This window comes from Gilvibacter sp., assembly GCF_965601605.1.
Classification (GTDB): domain Bacteria; phylum Bacteroidota; class Bacteroidia; order Flavobacteriales; family Flavobacteriaceae; genus Gilvibacter.
The window spans coordinates 35,102-54,786 of sequence record NZ_CBFCWJ010000024.1 but is presented as its reverse complement, the minus strand read 5'-3'; the positions used below and the strand labels follow the sequence as shown (position 1 = coordinate 54,786).

Here is a 19,685-nt window from a genome sequence, read left to right as displayed (position 1 = left end):
TATGAGAAAACTGAGAAAAGGACTGGGTCTGGAGCAAATGGCCTTGCCCGACACCGATGAGGACGCAGCGAGTTTTGCTGCCAACGCACTCTGGAAACTCATAAACGACAACGGCCTTGATCCCCGCGAGATTGGACGTATATATGTTGGGACAGAAAGTGCGGTAGACGGTTCCAAACCCACAGCAACTTATGCTACGGAGTATGTAGAACAACGCTTAGCTCCACAATATGGCAACCGTTGCTTTAAGAACTGTGACGTTGTTGATTTGACCTTTGCCTGTGTGGGTGCTGTAGATGCATTACAAAACTGTTTGGATTGGGTTAAAGGAGGGCAGGACAGAAAGGCCATAGTGATTGCCTCTGACTTGTCTAAATACGAATTACACTCTACCGGAGAGTACACCCAAGGTGCTGGTGCCGTAGCTACCTTAATCACAGCCAACCCTAGAATTGTGAGCATTGACGATACTTGGGGAATTGGAATGCAGAGTGTGGGTGATTTCTTTAAACCACGCCGCAGTTTTGTCAAAGAAGATCTTTTAAAAGAACTAACAGACTCGGCTGATATCTCACTTCCAAAAACAGAACAAACAGGATCCTTGTGGTCAGACCCACATAGAATTGTCAATGTCTATCGCGAAGAGCCTGTTTTTGATGGACAATATTCTAACGCTTGCTATTCTAACAGGATTACAGAAGCCTTGGCACATTATAAAGAACAAAAAAGTAGTGCTGATTTTACGAATTGGGACTACTTGGTGTTTCACCTACCCTATGCCTATCACGGTCGCAGAATCATTTTGCGCAACTGGCTGGAGTGGATCTCTGGAACTCCAACTTATGACGCTTTGATCGCAGAGGTAGGATCTCCAGATCAAGATCCTAAAGGCTGGAAACGCGCTGTGGCAAAATCAAGTTTATACACAAAATTCGTGGCGGATCACATTGAGATTACAGAACGCGCATCTTCTGTAATTGGAAATATGTACACCGCCTCTATTTTTATGGCCTTAGTGAGCTTGCTGATGCATGCAAAAAATGACCAGACCGACTTGAGCGGCAAAGCGCTTGGATTTATCGCTTACGGAAGTGGTTCTAAATCGAAAGTGTTTACTGGAACTATCCAAGAAAACTGGAAAGACGGCATGGCCACATTAGACCTCAGCGGCCAATTGGCACAACGCCAACAAGTAGATATTGAGACCTATCAGCAGTTACACACTGGAGCTAGACAAAAACCAGTGGTGGTATCGGATGATATTGTATTAACTCATATTGAGTCTGAAAAGGAGACGGCGATTGGTTTGAGAACCTACGCCCAAAACAAAGCTTAAAGCATGGAAGATCCCATTGTAAATCGCGTAGCGAAAAGCCCATTGGTCAACTTGGATCTGGAAGAACTGTTTCCAGAGATCGAGGTGGCAGAGCTGGACATTTCTCAATGGCTTACAGGCGGGTTCATTCTTAAAGAAAAAGAATTCAGAACGGCTTTGGAAGCAGCCGATCTTTCTACTTACACGGACAAAGTAGTTGCTTTGCATTGTAGCACTGATGCCATACTTCCTGGTTGGGCCTTTATGCTGGTTGCAGCCGCAGTGAATCCTATGGCTGAATTGGTTGTATTGGGTGATAAATCCACCGCTATGACCGCCTATGCACAGCGCTATATGGAAGGTCTTGACCTCAGTGAGTATCAAGACAGACCGGTGATCATAAAAGGCTGTGGGAATCGAGATATTCCAGAACAAGCCCTTATTACATTGAGTAATCGTTTACAAGGAATAGCTAAAAGTGTACTCTTTGGAGAAGCCTGTTCTTCTGTCCCGGTGTATAAACGCAGGTAAGACGTCGAACAATTACGTCCTTTCATCCAAATTTCTAAACTTTCATCATCGGTAATTTCTACAGGAATTATATACTGTATCTTTGCGGAGTAACTAATCCGTTGGGGGCTAGCACCCTACACAAATTTTAAAACAGACGAGCAATGAAAAGAATTGCACTACTTTTTGCCCTATTGGTTTTACCAGCGCTAAGTTGGGGACAAGAAACAGAAGAAGAACTCAAAGCTGCTATCTCAGCTAAAAAAGACTCTATTGCCGCCATTCAAGGACGCGCTGACGGCCTGCAATCAAAATTAGACGCACTTCCAGGATGGAAATTTGGAGCTTTTGGAACCGTTGGTTTCAACCTTTCTGAATTCAGCAATTGGTACGCTCAAGGAACTCCAAATGTATCTTCGGGTAATATTGGAATCACCTTCAACAGTTTTGCAAACCTAAAGCAGGAAAAATTCTTTTGGCGCAACGCCTTAAATGTAAACTTAGGATGGGTAAAGTTTGATGATCAAGACGATCCAACAGACGACGACAGTTTCCAAGAAGCGACAGACGTGTTTAACATCACCTCGCTTTATGGACGCAACATCGCTAAGAATCTAGCCATTTCAGGTTTGGCAGAATACCGCTCTACCATTTTGAACAACTTCAACGATCCTGGTTATTTAGATCTCGGTGTGGGTGCTACATGGACCCCTATTGAAAACTTGGTAGTCGTTGTACATCCTTTGAACTACAACTTTGTATTTGCAGACAATGACGCGGTTTACAATTCTTCATTGGGTGCCAAGATCTTGGTAGATTACACCCGTTCTTTTGGAAAATTGAATTTGAAGTCTAACCTATCTGCCTTCCAAAGCTACGAGTCTAGCGATCTTTCAAACTGGACTTGGATCAACTCTTTGGGTTACACCATTTGGAAAGGAATCGGGATTGGATTTGAATTGGGTCTAAGAGGAAACCAGCAAGAGGCCTTGGCAAACGCTTTGGCTAATGTAATGGAAGGTGATGCCATGCCAACCTTTGACAATATTGACAATGATGTACAGAGCTACTGGCTCTTTGGTGTGAACTACAAGTTCTAAATCCGCATTATTGAAAACAAAAAGAAAGCCGCTTGAAAAAAGCGGCTTTTTTTATTCTTGATTTTCTTCATAGGAAGGATACAGAAAGTGATTGTAAGGAAAACGCGTGATGTGAATCTCCCGTACCTTTTCATAAACAACCTTTCTAAATTCCTCCAGATTTTCCTTGTTTAAAGCTGAAATAAAGATCGCATCACCATTGGCTCGGGCCATCCAAGTGCGTTGCCATTCGGCCAAAGTATTGTGCTTGGTAGTGCGTTCTGTGGTTAGATCATCATCTTCGATGATTTCATGAGTATAGGCATCGATCTTATTAAAGACCATCAGTGTTGGCTTGTCGGTACAGTGAATCTCATCCAAAATTGCATTAACCGATTCGATATGCTCTTCAAAATTCGGATGGGAAATATCCACCACATGCAAGAGCAGATCTGCCTCGCGAACCTCATCCAAAGTACTCTTAAAAGATTCCACCAATTGAGTAGGCAACTTTCTAATAAATCCTACGGTATCACTCAGCAAGAAAGGCAAATTGCCAATCACAACCTTCCGTACGGTGGTGTCCAGAGTAGCAAATAGTTTGTTTTCTGCAAAGACATTGGATTTAGAGATCACGTTCATTAAAGTGGACTTTCCGACGTTGGTATAACCTACTAAAGCCACACGAACCAAAGCTCCGCGATTCCCGCGTTGCACGGCCATTTGTTTGTCAATGGTTTTCAGTTTCTTTTTGAGTAAGGCGATACGATCCCGCACGATACGACGGTCCGTTTCAATCTCCGTTTCCCCAGGTCCGCGCATCCCGATACCTCCTCGCTGACGCTCCAAGTGCGTCCAAAGCCCGGTCAATCGAGGTAAGAGGTATTCGTACTGCGCCAATTCCACTTGGGTTCTCGCATAACTGGTCTTGGCCCGTTGGGCAAAGATGTCGAGGATCAATCCGGTTCGGTCTAAGATCTTACAGCGCAGCAGCTTTTCTATATTGTTTTGCTGAGCTGGTGTCAACTCATCATCAAAGATCACAGTGCTGATGTCGTTCTCTTTAACGTATTCCATTAGCGTCTCCATTTTTCCTGTACCAATAAAGGTTTTAGGATTCGGGCGCTCCATACGCTGGGTAAAACGACGCTTTACTTCACCTCCAGCTGTATAGGCCAAAAATTGAAGCTCGTCTAAATAATCTTCAAGGGTGTCAGCATCCTGACCCTGAGTCACGATCCCGACCAATACGGTATTCTCGTAAGCTATTTCTTTTTGCTCTAGCATGAGGGCAAAGGTACAAAACATGCCGATTCCGTCTATTTTTTATGGCTTCAAATCCTTTTATAAAGGGCAATTGCGTTGAATTTTTGTAATTTGATCAACCAGTTTAATCAACCGCATGAAACGCCACAACATCGCCTTTTACAATTTGGAGAATCTCTTTGATCTCCATGACGATCCTTATACGCTAGACGACGACTTTACCCCCAAGTCTGAAAAGCGTTGGAACCGCAAACGCTATGAGAAGAAACTCAAAAAGTTAGGCTCTGTCATCGCGAAAATTGGTTCCGATGAATTGGGTGAACCTCCGGCAGTTGTTGGGATAGCTGAAGTGGAGAACAAAACGGTGATTCGCGATCTGATCGGCAGCAAGCACCTGAGAAAACTCGGATATCGGTATGTGCATTTTGACGCGCCGGATGAACGCGGAATTGACACTGCCTTGCTCTACAGAGATGCCCACTTTGAAGTCTTGGAGAGTAAAACCTTGGCGGTAATGATTCACAATCCAGAAGGAGAACGCGACTACACCCGTGACATACTCTACGTTAAAGGCCTCCTGGATGGAGCTCCGGTACATTTAATGGTTAATCATTGGCCCTCCCGACGCGCTGGCGCCGAACTCACGGAATACAAACGTGTAAAAGCCGCCCAGACCTGCCTGGAAATGGTGCATGAGGTTCGCGCTTCAGAGCCTGAAGCAGATCTGGTGATCATGGGTGATTTTAACGACAATCCGGACTCGGCGAGTATCAAAGAAAATCTGGTGCCGGAATCATTCTACAATCCGATGGAAAAACTCCACACTAGAAAACGTGGGAGTTCTAAATATCGAGACAGTTGGTATCTGTTCGATCAGATCTTGGTCAGCGAGTCTCTAAGGACCAAAGACAAGTTTGGATTGCGCTTTGAACAGGCAGAAATATTCGATCCGATTTACCTGAGAGAATACAGCGGTAGATTCAAAGGAAATCCCTTTAGAACCTACGTTGGGAAAAAACATTTGGGTGGTTTCAGTGACCACTTTCCCGTCTACGCGAGCTTTACAATTCATAAATTTTAGGATTTCGACCCCGCGTTTGTCGATGAATTATGCCGCTTATCTATTATTGTAGTTACTCGGTTGAACTATCATAATTTTGGTTAAATTAGTGTTTCATTTGGTTAGGCGTCACAGCCACTAAAGCCGCTTGAGGCTTAAAAAACCAAGCGTGAAACATCAAAATTTTGCATTGATATAACTAAACAAGAATGAAAAAACTCTACACGCTACTTCTCGTATTTTGTGTTCTTGGTTTACAGGATGCTGACGCACAGCAAGATCCTCAGTACACCCAGTACATGTATAATATGAATGTGATAAACCCTGCCTATGCCGGGTCTAAAGAATCCCTTTCGATGACGGCGCTCTACCGCAGACAATGGTCTGGTTTTGACGGGGCTCCTGAAACCATCACATTTTCTGGTCATGCTCCCATAGGCGAGAAGACTGGTTTAGGGCTTTCTGCCATTAAAGACGAATTAGGACCGGTTCAGGAAACTAACGTATTCGTGGATTTCTCATACACCTTGCAGGTGAGTGACAATGCGAAGTTGGCCTTAGGTCTTAAGGCGGGTGCTACTTTTCACGATGTGGCCTTGTCTACCCTATTGTTGACTGATCCTGGAGATCCATTCTTCTCTCAAGACATCAACAGTACCTACCCGAATATTGGTGCGGGTGCATTCTTTTACACCGATAAATTCTACCTATCTGTTTCTGTACCGAACTTGTTAAACTCGGTACACTTAGATGAAAACGGATTGAAGTACGGTTCTGAGACCAATCACTTCTTTGCCGCGACAGGATATGTATTTGATCTTTCTCAAAACGTAAAGCTTAAGCCACACGTTTTAGTTAAAGGGGCTTTTGATGCTCCCTTATCTTTTGATGCGAACCTCAACGCACTGTTCTACGAAAAATTCGAGCTGGGTGCTTCTTACCGTTTAGACGACTCTTTCAGTGGTCTTGTCGGTTTCCAAGCTACTCCTAACTTCAGAATTGGTTACGCTTATGACAGCGTAGTTTCTGACCTGGATGTGGTTACCAGCGCATCGCACGAAATCATTCTAACCTTTGATATCTTCCTCAACAAGCGCGTGCTCAAGTCGCCTAGATATTTCTAATCCTATTCTTCGAAGAACATGAAAAAAATATACCTCTTTATATTCGCACTTACGGTAAGCACGGCCACCTTGACTGCTCAGAACAGAGACACCAAGGCGGCAGACAAGCACTACGACCGCTTGGAGTATACCGAAGCTATTGAAGACTATGAGCGTCTAATTGCTCGTGGAAAAGCCGACTCTTATGTTTACGAGCGCTTGGCCAATAGTTACTACAATATTAACGACACTGAAAAAGCTGCTACCTATTACAAGCGCATCATGACTGATAGCAATGTAGATGCAGAATCTGTATACAATTACGCACAGAGTTTGAAAGCCAATGGAGACTTCTCTGGATCTAATGATATCATGAAGAAGTTTGCCGGAATGAAGCCTAGAGATAAGCGTGCTCAGGAATTCATGAAAAACCCGGATTACATTCCTGGTCTTTTGAACAACACGCCACAATTTACTGTGGAAAATGCAGGAGACATCAACTCAGAATTCTCTGAATTTGGTGGAACCATGAGTGGAAACACCATGTATTTCTCTTCTGCACGTAATACAAAGCGCAGAGATTACGGATGGAACGATCAACCGTTCTTAGATGTTTATGCGGCTAACTGGACTGATGGAACTATTGGTTCTGCGGAATTGATCCCTGGAGATGTGAACACCAAGTTTCACGAAGGAACTGTTGCTTTCTCCGCGGATGGAAAACGCATCTACTTTGATCGTAACAACTACTTTAAAGGAAAGTATCAAAAAGACGAAGATGGTGTAAACCAGCTGAATCTTTATACCGCTGAGTTGGTAAATGGAAAGTGGGTTGATGTGAAGCCACTTCCTTTCAACAGCAGCGAGTATTCTACAGGTCATCCTTGCTTGAGCAAAGACGGAAAGACGCTTTATTTTGTGTCTGACATGCCAGGCGGAAAAGGAATGGCTGACATTTATATGGTAAGTGTTAATGCTGATGGAACCTACGGATCTCCTCAAAACGTTGAGGCAGTAAACACTGAAGGAAAAGAAGTATTTCCACACATTGCTGATTCTGGAACACTATTCTTCTCAAGTGATGGTCACCCAGGAATTGGAGGTTTGGATGTATTCAAAGCTGAAGGCGGAAAGATCACCAATATGGGAGTTCCTGTAAACAGTGGTGGAGATGACTTTGCCTTCATGTATGACGAAGCTAGCATGAGCGGATTTGTTTCCTCTGACCGTGAAGGCGGTAAAGGAAGCGATGACATCTACCAAGTTGCTGGTATTCCTCCATGTGACGTGAACATGATGATCACTGTTGTGGATGGAGATACTGGAGCGCCACTTGCTGATGCTAAAGTTGACATCTTTGATGCGAGCCGCAACCGTTTAGGGTCTAAGATGACCGACGGAAACGGTAAGGTTGAGTTTATGGGCGAGTGCGATATGAACTACTCCCTAACTGCAGAAAAAGCTGATTATGAAAGCGGAACTGCTATGGCAAGCTCTTCAGAGAACGGACCATACGAGGTGCGCATTGCACTTAACCCAATTGAAGAAATCATTCAAGAAGACCGCGTGGTTCTAGAACCAATCTTCTTTGACTTTGATAAAGCGAACATCAAGCCACAGGCTGCTTTTGAATTGGACAAATTAGTTCAAGTAATGAAGAAGTATCCTGAAATGGTGATCCGCGTAGAAAGTCACACAGACAGCCGCGGTGGAAACCGATACAATATGCAGCTTTCTGAGCGCAGAGCACAATCTACTGTACAATATGTGATCTCTCAAGGAATTGACGCAAGCCGCATTAGCGGAATGGGAAAAGGCAAGAGCGATCCTTTAGTAGACTGCTCTGGTGGATGTACAGATGAGCAGCACCAACAAAACCGCCGCTCAGACTTTATCATCGTAAAGAAATAAAACTAGGAGTTGCTCGAAAAAGACAATAACTAACCAACCAATGAACCCTCCCTTGCGACAAGCTTTGGAGGGTTTTTTAATACTTGATAAATCGATCGCGATGAAGTCGACCTTGATCATCACGCAACTCAACAATATAAGTTCCTGCAGCGAAGCCTGAGACATCTAATTGGCCTTTATAGTTGCTACTAAGGAACAATTGCCCCATGACAGAATAAATTCTTAGGGATTGATAATTTGCCGTGGTTTCAAAATTTAAAGTCTCTACGACAGGATTCGGATACAAAGTGATTCTGCCCAACTCTTGCTCTTCCACACTCAATGGAGTTATCACCGACAGTGCAAAGTCAACCAAAAACTGGAAGCGATCTGTATTTCCTGAATATTCAATACTGTGCACCAAGGTGTGTCGATCTCCAATTCCCAAAGCGTCATAAGCTTCAGTAATGATAATTCCATTCTCTGGATCGTGGATATCGTCAGTCCCAGGCTCAAAGCGATAGACAAAAAATATAGGTGGAGAATCTATAGTGACCTCATCGGTTGGTAACCACCATGAAGGATCTGCCCAAATTCCATCTGGTAAAGCATTATACATGTACAAACCTTTTACATTGGGATTGGGACGATGCCCATAGATCCAACTCACTATGGTTCCTCTAGAGGACCCTCCAATAATCATATTGGTCAAGTCAAAGTTGTAGGTATCGGCATTGGCTTCTAACCATTCGAACATGAGTTCAGCATCTGCCCAAGTAGTTTCTACGTCTTCTATGGAAGTCAAGCTTGTAATTGACTCCCAAGAGACCACAGAGATTCCAACGTCTTTTAGATCGTCCGTAATGGAGCTTGGCAAGTCTGTAGTGCCGCCGTTTGGATGTGCATAGATAAATACTGGAGTAGGTGCGCTCGATGGAGCAATCCAAATATCTAGAAACTGACGGTCTTCTGGACCGTATGAAACTCCCGTATGATCTTGGGCACTTAGACTGACGCTTAAAAGGAGCAATAAAAAGATGGGGCTTATCTTTTTCATGGTAGGATGGTTTTTTCAAATTTAGTGATTCTATAGATATATAGTTGACTCCCAGAATTCTAAAAGGTTTAAAACAAAAAACCCGCCTGTTTCCAGGCGGGTTCTCAATTGCAAATAAAATCGTTCTTAGATTCCAGTCACTTCTACGTTATCTACGTGGTAACGGGTTGAAGCTCCAGATTCAGATCCGGTGTACAAGAATGCAAAGTGTACAGTTCCTTCTAAACAAGATACGTTTACAGGACCAACAGCTTCAAAGCTTCCGAATCCACCAGAAGGACCAACTGGGATTGAAGCATCCAAAAGGTTCCAGTCTGCTGTAGTTGGGTCTCCAGTAAAGTTATTTGAGAACAATACGGTCAACACAGTACCGTTGTCAAAGTTGGCTTGAACGTCAAACATCAATTCTTCTGCAGTAGTTCCATCCATGTCAATTCCAGGAGTTACTAACCAAGACTCAATAGTGTCTTCTCCAGAAGAGAATGCAGTGATCTGTGCGTAGTTGTTTCCGCTAAAAGTACCCAATACCCACTCGGTGCTTCCACCAACAGTGTTTACGTTAGTCCATCCAGCAGCTACTAGATCAGCAAGACTTCCGATACCTTCAAAGTCCTCGCTAAAGAAAGCAGAACCACCTCCTGAAGGACCAGTACACGCTGTGAAATCAGGATCACAACGCTCAGACACATCACCAAAGGCAACGTCAGCTGGCTCGTTGATCACTAGGGTATAGAAATCATCAAAGAAGTCACGAGAAAGAATCCCGTCAATAGCTCCACGTCCATTTGGCAACAATAGTGCTTTAAAGTCCGCGAAAGTAGACGTTTGTACAATGATAGAACCGCCTTCACAACCTTCTAGGGTACGGTCTCCGTCAAACTCATCTGTCGGCTCCGCAGCAAAGGTCAATGGGTTATCACCCAATACATCGTTTCTGTTGAACTGTACATCGCTAATGCGGATGTATACGTTCTCTAAAGCAGAGTCATCACCAGAAGCGCTGATCTCAGCCAAAGTAGTCTCACGAGGAACGATAGTGGCAACCTCTTCAGTTCTGAAGATTCTCCACAAGTTCTCATCAGATCCCTCACCTACCAATACCGATGGAGGCAATTTGTCGATGAAGTCTCCTCCACCCAATCCAAGTCCTAGAACTCCATTAGTTACTGCTAGAGTCAATCCGTCTAGCTTCACTAAGATCTTACGTCCTTTTTCAAAACGAGTAAATAGTGGGTTCACATCTACCAATACTTTCACACCAGTAGTTGGGTTTTCAGCTTTGTCTTGAATAACAATTTCCTCAAACCAGTTTCCTCCTTCGTCGCTAGATACTACATATCCTTCTACAACCAAGTTGTCATCGGCATCAAAAGTCACTTCGCTATCGCCATCAGCAACAGCTTGTTCAAAGATACCTCTAAGGGCATCCAAAGTAATTACAGTTCCGTCTACCTCAACAATATCAATGGAGGTGTTCGGCAGGTCAAATTCATCGTCCTGAACACAGGAGAATCCTACGGCTACAAAAAGTAGCACGGCCATTAGTTTATATAGATTCATGATTTTCATGATTAATTTTTTAAAAGCTATTAAAATCGTAAATATAAGTTGAGATAGTATGTTGTCCCATTACCAAAGAAGTAACGGTTCCCGAATACAGGACCTCCTGCATTGTTCTGATCGTCTAATACATCGCGGTAGTTGGCCAATCGAGATTGCTCAAATCCACCAGTGATGTATTCCTGGTCCAAGACGTTGTTGATTGTTGCAAAGAACCCAACAAAATAGTCTCCGATTTTCCAAGATTTACCTCCTACTACATTTACTAGGAAGTAATCGTCCAGCTGCTCTTGTTGCAACAAACCGCGTGCTACTTCAGGATCGTAATCGTTGAAGGTCAAACCGTCAACATCCTGAGTAAAGGCGTCTGTTCTACGAAGCGTACTGGCATCTACATAAGCATTGCTAAAGTAGTTGGTTGTCAATCCTACCCACCAGAAATCTGGATCACGGTACTCAAAACCGATCTGGTATGCACGTTCTGGACCACCCGCTACGTGGTAGTTCTCAAGCTTTGCTGTTCCATCTCCAATGGTGAATGGCTCCAAAGATGGCAATCCTGTTGAAGGATCAATAAAGTCATCACTGTAGTAAGACACGTTTGGATTGTTGGTAAAGATGTACTGACCCACTGAAGCAGCAGCCTTAACCTTTACTGTTGGAGTAAGCTGGGCTTCAACTCCAAGTTCAACACCCAAGTGACGTTGATCAATTCCGGTAGTAACTTCTTGCGTAAAGGCAGAGGAAGTCGCTCCAAATTGGTTCTCGGTAAAGAAGAATCCGATGTCCGATCCGTCTTGTACTTGTGTGTAGAATCCAGTAATACGTCCTTTTACGATCGGCGAGCGATAGATATAGCTCAAGTCAGCAGTTTGGATCTTCACCTCTTCAATTCCATCTGAGATGATGTTGTTCTGACGAGCGTTAGCAAAAGTATTTCTGATGCTTGGCGCGTTGGTGAAATAAGCTCCGTTAAAGTCGATCAAGTGACGTCCGGTAACTTTATAAGTCAATCCTCCTTTAATACCGTAAGTATTAAAGTTCACTTTTTCACTGTCTCCTAAAGAACTAGCCCCAGGGTAGTTCCCGTTTTCAAAAAGTCCGGTACGTTGGTAGCTGGTAGAACCGATATTAGCTCCCACAAAGAAGTCTACCTTATTGTACTTAAACTGTGCTTGAGCAAATCCAGTGATCACATCAGCATTGATCTCATAGTTGTACTTATAACGATCTCCAAGACCCGCTAAACGGTTTGGATTTCCTAAGTCTGACTGCGCTCTAAGCCCGATGTCTGTGTTAGAATCATCTCCTGCAAAGAAGTCAACATCTAAGTATCCGTTAGCACCTAAAAGGTCCTTTACCTCTGCGAAGTTCTCACTCTTTAGGTTACGGTAGTTCAAAGATCCGTTAAGGGTGATGTTCTCTGTAAGCTGTGTGCTTAAAATAGTATTTGCAGTAAACTGCGTATCGTCTGTGCGATCTTCCTGCAATACGTAGATGGCGTTTCCACCATTAGCCACGGAGATCTCATTTGCGCGATAAAGCGCTGTCCAGTCCAATTGACCGCCATTCACAAAACTCTGACGAGCCAAAAAGGCGTTTTGATAATCCTGTGCTGTAGGGCTTGCATCTTGCAAGAAGAAGCTCGGCAAGTTTTGGTAGTAGTCTGCGTTAGGGTTACGCGCTCCACCTAAGTAAGCCTCTTGCCCATTGAATTCTACCAAACGTGTACCTCCGTTGTCGATACGGCTGTTTCCGATCTTTCCAAACTGATAGGCTACGTTAGTGTTCAAAGTAGTGTTCTCCCCGATGTTCCAGTAGTGGTTCAACATGATCACCGGCTCTTCGATATCACGAACACGACTGTTGCGACGCTCTCCGTCTTGATCTCCCCAGTTTGGGTTGTAACGAATTCCTTTAAGGTCGCGAATCTCACGAGTCACTGGGGCTGAACGTCCTCTGCGGTTTGGCGTATAAAGCGCTGAGAAGTTCAAGCTGTGGTTGTCGTTGATCTTTTTCTCTACGGATGCAAAGAAGGAATTGGCATCATAAAAAGTACCGTGGATGTATCCTTCATCTCCAAAACGACGCGACAACAAAATACTGTATGCCCAACCGTTCTGGTTCACCCCACTGTTGTAGGATCCCATGATACGACCGGCATATGATCTATTTGCCATGGCGTAAGACACACGTCCACCTTGTCTGTATTGGCTGGCGCGCATTACAATGTTGTTCACCCCAGCCAAGTCACCAAATTGGTATTCGTTGGCTTTGATTCCCATGGTAAACTCACGGTTACGCTGAGCGTCATTAAGACCTCCCCAGTTAGACCACTGTGGGCGTCCGTTGAATTGTTTGTTCATTTCAATACCGTTGATAAGAACCTTCCCGTTGGCGTTATCATAGCCGCGAGGTCTAAAGAAAGTGGCACTAAAATCAAAGGCTGCTGCGTTCAAAAACACGTCGTTTGATGCTTGGAGTAGCCCAGAGATGTTGTAAGCAGAGCTGCTTTCATCATCCAATTGGTTATCAGAAAGACTGATGATCCCAATTTGCGCTTCCACCTCAGTGAGGTCAATCTCCATCAAAATACGATCGATGTTTACGGTTTGCCCACTTTGAATTGTGATGGGCAGTTGCTGGGTAATATACCCTTTCTTTGATACCACTAAGACTTGTTCCCCAAGCGGCAGGTTCGGATCGTCGATCTGAAAACTACCGGTCTCATCGGTGAGGTCTCCCAGTGTGGTTCCCTTAATAAGAAGTCGAGCTTCTTCAATTGGCTCACTGGAATCGGTATCAACAACAACACCTGTTACTTGTGTCTGTGCTGCAGCAAATCCGCAGATCAAAACAAGACACAGGCTGGCAAAGAATTTCTTCATGCTGTTAAGTAGTTGAATTGAATTATTAAATAGTTAATTAATAGCGCACAAAACTACGTCTTTTGCTGAGAATAACTACTTTTGGCTCGGCTTTTGTTTAGCCCTTTACACAAACATAATATTGCAGCACAGGATGAAATTCAGATCTATTGTCTTTGGCCTTATTTGCTTGATTACCACAGCTATGGTGGCTCAGGGACAGAAATCATATAAGGTTAATACTATTGCCTTTTATAACGTAGAAAACCTATTTGATACGGAAGATGACCCGATCACTTATGACGACGACCGTACGCCAGAGGGACGCGACCACTGGACCGAAGAGATTTACGCCGCTAAATTGGCCAATATGGCTAAGGTTATTGCCGATGTGGGTCGTGATGTTACGGGTACCGCTCCAGCACTAATTGGTGTGGCGGAAACCGAAAACCGCAAGGTTTTGGAAGACTTGGTAAACCAGCCAGAGTTGTTGCCTTATGATTACGGTATCATTCAGTTTGATTCTCCGGACCGTCGTGGGATCGATGTGGCACTGCTGTATCAAAAGGCCTTATTTACTCCTACAAACTACGAGGCGATTCCACTACTGATCTATGATAATGAGGATCGTGATAAACGCGTCTACACAAGAGATCAATTGGTGGTTTCTGGAATGCTTGATGGCGATTTGATCCACGTTATTGTAAACCACTGGCCATCTAGATCTGGTGGAGAGGCGCGCAGCCGTTACAAGCGTGTGCAAGCTGCCGAGCTCAACAAAAGTATTATAGACTCTTTGCACAGTGCAGACCCATACGCAAAGATCATCACAATGGGTGACCTCAATGACGATCCAACCAACAAAAGTGTCAAGAAGGCCTTAGGTGCCAAAGCAGACCGAGACAAGGTTGGGCCAAAAGAACTGTACAACCCTATGGAAGCCATGTTCAAAAAAGGCTTAGGAACCTTAGCCTATCGCGACGGTTGGAACCTTTTTGATCAGATCATTCTTTCTGATGCGCTTTTAGAAGAGGACTACAGCAGCTACCGCTACTACAAGGCCGAGATTTATAACAAAGCCTACCTCTCTAACCCAAGAGGACGTTATAAAGGTTATCCGTACCGCTCTTTTGCCAACGGAGGTTTTACCGGTGGATATTCCGATCACTTTCCTGTTCTAGTCTATTTGATTAAGGAGATGAATTAGAGCCACTTAGCTCCTTATTCATAGAAGATTTCGTACCTTATAGGTATGAATATTCCATCAGAAGCTCAAGAGATCTTTCTACTCATTGGGGCGATTTGCCTAATTTGGGGCTTTGTGACCTTCTTTACCAGAAAGGGACGGTATCACCGCAATCGCAGAAATAAACGTGCGCGAAGGCAGGTTTAACCGATTTTTAAACAAACTTTAGATATATAGTCGCGACTCCGAGCGAGGCTTTGATTTTCTCGGTGAGTTCCGAAAACCTTTTTTTATGTCACTTTTCCCATTGCCGCAAAAGTGACCAAAAGGTCTAGCCCCTTCAAAGTCTGTTTTTACGCTCCGATTTCTTAACTCATTGTAATCTACGCGTAAAACCGTTCGCAAAATCTGAAGTAGCAACTAGGTTGCTACTATCTAACCGATCTTTGCTCACCTACAGACGCTGCGCAGAAGGGGCAAGTAAAGCATCAACACAAACTATAATAACGCCGGCACCGCTTGATAGTAATTGTAAGGCGTTAAGAAAACGGGAAGCCTTGGACCGTTTTTAGCCGAAAAATTCGGTTTTTGAGCTTGCATAAATTCTACATAATGCAAGCGAGAAAAATCATGTTCGGGAAAGGCTAGAGTTTTTTGTTTCTTTTTTGGGCAATGCAAAAAAGAAAGAGAAAAAGGTGAAATGACCTAGCTTTGTATGCCGTGACTAGCTTCAAAACTATTTATCACTCCATGCGCAAGGGATTGCAACAAACTACCACGTAGTGTGGAAAGCCCGGTGCTGCGCAGCAGCATGCGCCAAAAAGTTAGTCAAACCACTGCCCCCAAGGAATACGGCTCAATAGCAGTACAAAAGCAAGGGTGTAAAAGATCATCAAAGTCTTAAACTTGGGTCTGGAGACCAATTTCTTTTTGTGCTTTGAATATCCGATTGTGATTAAGGCAACTACAATCAACATTACCGTTGGATGCTCCACTGCATTTAAGCGCAATACAGAGTCTTTCATCACGGTTCCCATACCGTTAGCGCTGATAGACTTCAAACCTAAAGGAGAAACGAAATAAAGCACCAAACCGATCAAGAGTTGAATGTGGGTAACGATCAAAGCAAACAGAGAGATTCTAAAGTCCTTGGCGCCGTAATCACGTTTGCTAAAAAAACCGAGTAGGGCATTAAAAGTTGCTAAAAAGACTACAAGAACTACTAAATAGGCCCAATACGAATGTAAAAACTGAAGGGTGGTGTACATGGTTTATTGAAGTTGTTTACACAAAGGTAAGACATAAAAAATAACCCTGCAGTGAACGGTGTTCTACTGCAGGGCTAACTATTTGTTTAAGCTGTATTGCTTAACCTATCCCGATTAGTTGAATAGGTAACGCAATCCAAGCTGCATTTGCCATCTTGAAGATTGCAATCCGAAGTCATCAATTACACGAACTCCTTCGTCAAACTGAGTAGGATCGAAAGTAAAGGCTGGATCTGGTCCTGCAGTTACTGTAGTTAACAATCCAACGTTTCCTGGTATGAAGTTACGCTGACCCCAGTCTTTGTTCAACAAGTTGGTGAAGTTGAAGATATCCAAAGACGCCTGGAAGGTGTGCTTTGTTTGTCCGATCTTCAAGCTAAAGTCTTGCAACAATTTGAAGTCAATAACGTGGCTCCATGGTCCGCGGTCTCCGTTACGCTCAGCGTACTGACCTCTACGTGAACGCAGGTAGTCATCACCTTCAATGAACGCATCAAGAGCAGCCCACTGCTCAGCACTTGTAAGACCTCCGTCTGCAGATTGATCAACTAGGTTGATCTCACCTTGGTTAGCAGGTACATAGATAAGCGCGTTGTCACGTGAGTCATCATTCAATAAGTCACGTCCTTCACGGTAAGTATAGCTGAATGGGTTCCCTTGAACACCTTCGTAGAAGAATCCAATAGTAGTCTTCACGTTCTCATTCCAAGAGATCTCATAAGAAGCGTTAGATGTGATACGGTGTCCTAAAGAGAAATCAGAACGAGCATCAACTGTTAGGTCTGCGTTCTTTCCGTTTACAGTCTGACGGTTTCTCCACTGAGAAGAGTTTTGAGAAGAAGTTCCATCAAATACTTTAAAGGAATCTCCATAAGACCAAGATACTTGCCCTTGGAATCCATTCTCAAACGGCTTGCGGATAGTCGCAGTAACGTTATAAGCGTGTCCAAGACTCGTGTTAGAAGCTAGGATGATACGTCCGTAAGTATCATCGATCTCATCACGACGATCGTAAGTAGGACGGTTATCAGCTCCGTTCAAAGCACCAGATGGGCCTTTAAGGTTTAGGTTCTGATAAAGAATGTCACTAATTACATCAGTATACAAGAAATCAGCAGTTGCGATAAGTCCCCAGAAAGGAAGCTTTTGATCTACTGCGATGTTGTACTTCATTACCTGTGGCAACTTGAAGTTCTCAGCAATAAGGTCAATGTTTCCACCAACACCTCCAGAACCTGGAGCTGGATCTTCAAACTGGTTGTTTACGTCTGGCTCAAAGTCTTGTCCAAACTCAAAGTTAAATCCACCCGTGATACCGTTGTTGTTGTAAGTTCCACCTGGCCATACCAATGGAAGTCTTGAAGTAAATACTCCAATACCACCACGAACCTGAGTTTTGCTTTCTCCGTTTACATCCCAGTTGAATCCAAGACGTGGAGCAAACAATGGGTTAGCGCGAATGGTCTGCCCTACACGAGCTCCTTGAAGATCTTTTCCAGCCGCTTCCAATAATGGAATGGTACGGTTGTTAAAGTCATCATTAGCCAATCCATCTTCCCAGTAAGGAACATCAACACGAAGACCGAAAGTCACTTTCAAGTTATCAGTTGCTTGGAAATCGTCTTGAGCGTAGAATCCTAGCTGAGAAGCTGAGAATTCAGCAGCACCTGCAGAATCATCACCTACAGCACCGTTACCCAATAGGGAATATCCGTGCTGGTATACATCAGCTTGCTGACCAGTCAAGAAACGCTCCAATCCACTAGAGATTAGCACTCCGTTGTCATCAAACTCGTCTTCAAAAGTATAGTCACCAAAGTTAAAGGCGAAGAACAAGTTCTTCACTTTAGCGTATTCAAAGTTCGCACCCAAGGTAATGGTGTGACGCCCTGAATAGATCTCGAAGTTGTTGTTGATGGTAAATACATCTGTGTTCAACAAGTTCGCAGTAGAGAATGGCTCAGATCCAAAAGAGATAGTTCCGTTTCCATCCTGAATGTCTACAGTTGGGAATGGATTACCAGAAGGATCGCGGTCATCACGTACAGTGGTGTAACCAATAACCAAGTTGTTCGCTACGCTGGTTCCAGAATAACGCCACTCAAAAGCGGTAGAGTTAGTCGTAGTAATGAACTCCTCAGAACCGTTGATGAATCCGATACGGAATGGGTTTGAGTTTCGTGCTTCCAAGTTGTCTGCCTTCACGTAAGAGTGACGCAAGGTAAACTTATTCGCGTTGTTCAAGTTGTAGTCTAACTTAGCAGTAATCTTGTCAGAAGTCAAGGTACGCGTGTTAGCGTCAAAGATTCCTGGGTCATACCCGTAAGTAGAACGCAAGAAGTTTACCAAACCGTTCAAGTCTTCCAAAGAAGAACGTCCTTCATACTGGCTGAAGTTGAATGGTTGAGGAGTTTCCTCATCCTGACGCTCATAGTTGATGAAGTAGAACAATTTGTCCTTGATGATTGGACCACCCACACGAACTCCGTAAAGCTGAGCAGAGAAATCGTCAAGGCTTTCACGAGCTTCACCTTCTTCTACTAGACCCGTTGGAGTTTTTCCAGCTAGGCTTTGGTTACGTAGGTAGAAGTAAGCAGATCCTTGAACTTCATTGGTACCTGAACGCGTAATGGCGTTGATGGAACCTCCGGAGAAACCAGATTGACGTACATCAAACGGAGCAATGTTGATCTGGAAAGATTCAACCGCATCCACAGAGAATGGGTTAACTCCAGTTTGACCTCCGTTAGTACCTGATCCTGCAAGACCAAAAACGTCGTTGTTTACAGCACCATCAATATAGATCGCGTTGTAACGGTTGTTCTGACCAGCAAGAGAGATAGAGAATCCGTCGTTTCCTTCCGTAAGCTGTGCTTGCGGAGTAACACGAGCGAAGTCAGCGATAGAACGAGTAACCGCCGGTAGTGTTGCAATGTCCCTAGAGGTTACTGTGGTAGCTGTTCCCGTTTTCTTAGAATCGAAAACATTGTTTCGCTGTGCAACGATCACAACCTCATCAAGTGCAGAAGCAGACTCAGCAAGGTTTACACTGATTTTTTGTGAGTTACCTAGTTGCAAGAACACTCCGTTTCTGTTGAAGTCTTCAAATCCTACGTAAGAGATAGTCACAGTGTAAGGACCACCTGCTCTCATGTTAGAGATACGATAAAAACCGTCATAATCGGTTATCGCACCGTAAGTTGTCCCTGTTGGAGTGTGGACAGCAACCACATTAGCTCCAAAGAGAGGTTCGGCATTGGTGTCAAGGACACGACCGTTCATGCCCCCTGTAGTTACCCCTTGCGCAAATGCACTTGCGCCGAGCAACAAACAAGCCACGGTTAAATAGAAAGTAATTTTTCTCATAAAACAGTTAATTTTGATTGGTACAAAAGTATTACTAAGTGCGCACTTTTAACATTACCTTAAGGTTAAATAAGCGCTTTTTGATACTTTCTTAAGTTACAGCATAATACCGTAGAAAATCTGATAGAAATCATTAACTATCAGATTATTATTAACCG

The 19,685-nt window shown here is 43.9% G+C and carries 13 protein-coding genes; 7 read left to right on the top strand and 6 right to left on the bottom strand.

The annotated features are described in order from the left end of the window. The first annotated feature begins 1 nt into the window (after nucleotide 1). The 3 genes from ACSLP7_RS06265 to ACSLP7_RS06255 all read left to right on the top strand — a co-directional run bounded on the left by ACSLP7_RS06265 (nucleotide 2) and on the right by ACSLP7_RS06255 (nucleotide 2,925). Nucleotides 2-1,336, top strand: coding sequence for a hydroxymethylglutaryl-CoA synthase family protein (locus ACSLP7_RS06265; protein ID WP_435578513.1), 1,335 nt, complete (start codon nucleotides 2-4; stop codon nucleotides 1,334-1,336). A gap of 3 nt (nucleotides 1,337-1,339) precedes the next feature. Next, on the top strand, nucleotides 1,340-1,846 hold the full coding sequence (locus ACSLP7_RS06260) for a DUF2480 family protein (RefSeq protein WP_435578512.1): 507 nt from the start codon (nucleotides 1,340-1,342) through the stop codon (nucleotides 1,844-1,846). Nucleotides 1,847-1,989: 143 nt separating this feature from the next. Next, entirely contained in the window at nucleotides 1,990-2,925 is a 936-nt protein-coding gene (locus tag ACSLP7_RS06255) for a DUF3078 domain-containing protein (RefSeq protein WP_435578511.1), read from the top strand. Between the two features lie 51 nt (nucleotides 2,926-2,976). On the opposite strand, the gene hflX is transcribed toward ACSLP7_RS06255, so the two are convergent. After that, entirely contained in the window at nucleotides 2,977-4,191 is a 1,215-nt protein-coding gene (gene hflX / locus ACSLP7_RS06250) for a GTPase HflX (RefSeq protein WP_435578510.1), read from the bottom strand. 115 nt (nucleotides 4,192-4,306) lie between these two features. Here hflX and ACSLP7_RS06245 point away from each other — a divergent pair, with 115 nt between their 5' ends. The 3 genes from ACSLP7_RS06245 to ACSLP7_RS06235 all read left to right on the top strand — a co-directional run bounded on the left by ACSLP7_RS06245 (nucleotide 4,307) and on the right by ACSLP7_RS06235 (nucleotide 8,244). Further along, nucleotides 4,307-5,251, top strand: coding sequence for an endonuclease (locus ACSLP7_RS06245; RefSeq protein ID WP_435578509.1), 945 nt, complete (start codon nucleotides 4,307-4,309; stop codon nucleotides 5,249-5,251). Between the two features lie 188 nt (nucleotides 5,252-5,439). Next, the gene (locus ACSLP7_RS06240; protein WP_291182251.1) at nucleotides 5,440-6,354 is read left to right on the top strand and encodes a PorP/SprF family type IX secretion system membrane protein; all 915 of its coding nucleotides are present in this window, start codon (nucleotides 5,440-5,442) and stop codon (nucleotides 6,352-6,354) included. An 18-nt stretch (nucleotides 6,355-6,372) separates the two neighbouring features. Beyond that, complete coding sequence (locus ACSLP7_RS06235) at nucleotides 6,373-8,244, top strand: OmpA family protein (protein ID WP_435578508.1); 1,872 nt, start codon at nucleotides 6,373-6,375, stop codon at nucleotides 8,242-8,244. Between the two features lie 76 nt (nucleotides 8,245-8,320). Here ACSLP7_RS06235 and ACSLP7_RS06230 read toward each other — a convergent pair whose 3' ends face one another. The 3 genes from ACSLP7_RS06230 to ACSLP7_RS06220 all read right to left on the bottom strand — a co-directional run bounded on the left by ACSLP7_RS06230 (nucleotide 8,321) and on the right by ACSLP7_RS06220 (nucleotide 13,728). Next, nucleotides 8,321-9,280, bottom strand: a complete 960-nt coding sequence (locus ACSLP7_RS06230; protein ID WP_435578507.1) for a T9SS type A sorting domain-containing protein — start codon at nucleotides 9,278-9,280, stop codon at nucleotides 8,321-8,323. Nucleotides 9,281-9,406: 126 nt separating this feature from the next. Beyond that, nucleotides 9,407-10,840 (bottom strand): DUF5689 domain-containing protein, encoded by a 1,434-nt coding sequence (locus tag ACSLP7_RS06225; protein WP_435578506.1) that lies wholly within the window; start codon nucleotides 10,838-10,840, stop codon nucleotides 9,407-9,409. A 29-nt stretch (nucleotides 10,841-10,869) separates the two neighbouring features. Next, the gene (locus tag ACSLP7_RS06220; protein WP_435578505.1) at nucleotides 10,870-13,728 is read right to left on the bottom strand and encodes a carboxypeptidase-like regulatory domain-containing protein; all 2,859 of its coding nucleotides are present in this window, start codon (nucleotides 13,726-13,728) and stop codon (nucleotides 10,870-10,872) included. 133 nt (nucleotides 13,729-13,861) lie between these two features. On the opposite strand from ACSLP7_RS06220, the gene ACSLP7_RS06215 reads away from it, so the two are divergent. Beyond that, on the top strand, nucleotides 13,862-14,914 hold the full coding sequence (locus tag ACSLP7_RS06215) for an endonuclease/exonuclease/phosphatase family protein (RefSeq protein ID WP_435578504.1): 1,053 nt from the start codon (nucleotides 13,862-13,864) through the stop codon (nucleotides 14,912-14,914). Nucleotides 14,915-15,717: 803 nt separating this feature from the next. Here the strand turns inward: ACSLP7_RS06215 and ACSLP7_RS06210 are convergent. Both ACSLP7_RS06210 and ACSLP7_RS06205 read right to left on the bottom strand, forming a co-directional pair. After that, nucleotides 15,718-16,161, bottom strand: a complete 444-nt coding sequence (locus tag ACSLP7_RS06210) for a hypothetical protein (RefSeq protein WP_435578503.1) — start codon at nucleotides 16,159-16,161, stop codon at nucleotides 15,718-15,720. Nucleotides 16,162-16,275: 114 nt separating this feature from the next. Beyond that, on the bottom strand, nucleotides 16,276-19,527 hold the full coding sequence (locus ACSLP7_RS06205) for a TonB-dependent receptor (protein WP_435578502.1): 3,252 nt from the start codon (nucleotides 19,525-19,527) through the stop codon (nucleotides 16,276-16,278). Nucleotides 19,528-19,685: the final 158 nt, after the last annotated feature.